The organism is Fulvivirga aurantia, assembly GCF_009711475.1.
Taxonomy (GTDB): Bacteria; Bacteroidota; Bacteroidia; order Cytophagales; family Cyclobacteriaceae; genus Fulvivirga; species Fulvivirga aurantia.
Window position 1 is genome coordinate 365 of record NZ_SMMD01000460.1, and the last position, 2568, is coordinate 2932.

General features: G+C 39.5%; 4 protein-coding genes. 3 read left to right on the plus strand and 1 reads right to left on the minus strand.

Features of this window, described 5'->3' with window-relative positions:
* Window positions 1-39 precede the first annotated feature (39 nt).
* From E1176_RS03030 to E1176_RS03040, 3 genes are all read left to right on the plus strand, one after another.
* Entirely contained in the window at window positions 40-663 is a 624-nt protein-coding gene (locus tag E1176_RS03030; protein WP_155209103.1) for a ParA family protein, read from the plus strand.
* Window positions 664-666: 3 nt separating this feature from the next.
* Window positions 667-1005 (plus strand): hypothetical protein, encoded by a 339-nt coding sequence (locus E1176_RS03035; RefSeq protein ID WP_155209104.1) that lies wholly within the window; start codon window positions 667-669, stop codon window positions 1003-1005.
* Window positions 1006-1110: 105 nt separating this feature from the next.
* Window positions 1111-2250: a cystathionine gamma-synthase gene (locus tag E1176_RS03040; protein WP_155209105.1), complete on the plus strand. Its 1140-nt coding sequence runs from the start codon at window positions 1111-1113 to the stop codon at window positions 2248-2250.
* Between the two features lie 53 nt (window positions 2251-2303).
* Here E1176_RS03040 and E1176_RS20455 read toward each other — a convergent pair.
* The coding region (locus E1176_RS20455; RefSeq protein WP_185152588.1) for a hypothetical protein at window positions 2304-2568 on the minus strand (265 nt) is incomplete at its 5' end.

Sequence of the window (2568 nt, forward strand, 5' to 3'; positions counted from 1 at the left end):
ACCTATGCCCTTCATATTTTTAGTATCTAAACGTGTTGTATGACAAAAGTAATTGCATTTATAAGTCGTAAAGGAGGTACAGGAAAAACGACCAATGCCATAAATCTGGCCACGATGCTCAATAACCTCGGGCACAAGGTGGCACTCATCGAAACAGACACCAACTACACTATAAGTACTCTCAGAAAAATGGAAGTCTATAAGTCTGGTGCTAAAGAAAATTCGCTCTTTGATATTATAGGTTCTAACGATGAGCAAATTGCGGAAGAGCTCACTCAAATGAAAGCCGAAGGAAAGTTAGACTATATAATCGTAGATAGTGCTGGAAAAACAACGGATGAGGGCATTAAAAAACTTTGCCTTGTCAGCGAGGCAGTAATTGTCCCCACAAGTCTTACTCAAAATGACTTGTTAGTCACTTATCAGACGATTAAAGATTTATCTCCAGCAAGAGATATTAATGGGGCGCTTAAAATAATGGTTTTACCAAACAGGATACACAGTCTCACCAAGCACAAAACCATAGAAGAGGCCATGAGTAATCTTGATGCTGAAATACTCGATGTGGCTGTACCTCAAAAAAACTTGTTTGTAAACTTCAGCACTATTATGGCAGAGAAGGAGTATCTTGACACAGCAAAAGCGATCTTAAAACATCTCTAAGAAATGGCTAAAAGAAAAAATCCACTCAAAGACTTAGATGATTTCCTAAAGCAGGAAGCAACTTCGTTTGTAAAACCAGACGCTACCGAAAAACCTGCCGAGTCAATCACCTCAGAGCGTACACCACTTACAGCTGATGAAATAATAGAAGCGATCGGGCAATTAGCCTCAAAGGATCAGGAGACGTATAGAAAAGAGCTTTTTCTGATTATTAAAACATCATTAGAAAGGCTTGACCACTCTTCTGCCGATGACAAGATGCTAATTAATACGCTTTTATACCTACAGGATAAGAATAATTGGAAAGAGAATATTAAAACCTATTGGTCTGAGCACAGCTAAAAAGCCTGTCAACAAATATTACTTATTATATAATGTTGACAACATCATAAGTATTGGCCTGTTTTGATATTTTAACTCGCAAACTAATATAGTCTTTATACTATTATGAAATTCGGAACAAAAGCAATACATGCAGGCGTTGAGCCTGATCCCTCTACCGGTGCAATCATGACACCAATTTATCAGACTTCAACTTACGCGCAGCCTTCTCCTGGAGACCACAAAGGCTACGAATACTCTCGATCCCACAACCCTACGCGCGATGCTCTGCAAAAAAGCTTGGCAGCCCTGGAAAATGGAAATTACGGCTTGTGTTTTTCTTCAGGCTTGGGCGCTATTGACGCAATCATAAAACTGCTAAAACCCGGTGACGAAGTAATCGCTACAAATGACCTTTATGGTGGCACTTACCGTTTATTCACCAAAATATACAGTAAGTATGATATAAAATTTCACTTCACCAGCATGAGGGATGTCCAGGACATCGAGGATAAGGTTACAGAAAACACTAAGATTATATGGGTTGAAACTCCCACCAACCCAATGATGAATATAATCGATATTAAGAAAGTTGGTGAAATTGCACACAAGCACAATATCCTTCTTGGAGTAGATAACACATTTGCCACACCGTACTTGCAAAACCCGATCGATCTGGGAGCTGATATTGTCATGCACTCAGTTACAAAATACCTGGGAGGCCATTCAGATGTAGTGATGGGTGCACTTGTAGTAAAGGACAAACAGTTAAATGAAGATCTGGCGTTTATTCAGAATAGTAGTGGTGCCATTCCCGGGCCACAGGATTGTTTTCTTGTGCTCAGGGGGATAAAAACACTACACCTAAGAATGCAAAGGCATTGTGAAAATGGTAGAAAAATAGCAGAGTTTCTTAAAGACCATCCAAAGATTGAAAATGTTTACTGGCCTGGTTTTGAAACACACCCTAATCATGAAGTGGCCAAGGCACAAATGAATGATTTTGGAGGTATGATTTCATTTTCACTAAAAGGAGATAATAAAGCTGATGCTTTTAAGATATTGGAGAATTTCAAAGTTTTTGCCTTGGCAGAATCTTTGGGAGGTGTAGAATCTTTGGCCAACCACCCAGCTACTATGACCCACGCAAGCGTACCTAAAGAAGAACGTGAAAAGATAGGACTCGTGGACTCACTAATAAGACTCAGCGTAGGTGTAGAAGATGCTGAAGACCTGATTAATGATCTACAATTTGCTTTAAGCTAAATAAAAAAAGAAGGGTACCTTAAGCTTTTAAGATACCCTTCTCAAGTAGTAGTTTATAAGTTATTGGGCCTCTTGTCGCCATCATTTTTTTGTCTTATAATGTGCCTGTTGGCCCTATTTTGTTTTCTATTTATTTTTTGCTTTTCCCTTGGCGTTACAACTCCATCGGCTTTCGCCCTACGCTCTACCCTTCTTATGTGTCTTTGTTCTGTTTTTAAAGCTCTTCTTTCTCCTCTTGTGAGTTCACCTGACTTAACGCCTTGAGCTATTCTTACCTGTTGGGCAGCTTGTCTGGCATTGGCTTTTGGTGTTTGTGTC

Bases quoted from the DNA above. Each gene is read 5' to 3' on its own strand.
- E1176_RS03030 (WP_155209103.1), top strand. From the start codon at position 40: ATGACAAAAGTAATTGCATTTATAAGTCGTAAAGGAGGTACAGGAAAA.
- E1176_RS03040 (WP_155209105.1), top strand. From the start codon at position 1,111: ATGAAATTCGGAACAAAAGCAATACATGCAGGCGTTGAGCCTGATCCC.
- E1176_RS03035 (WP_155209104.1), top strand. From the start codon at position 667: ATGGCTAAAAGAAAAAATCCACTCAAAGACTTAGATGATTTCCTAAAG.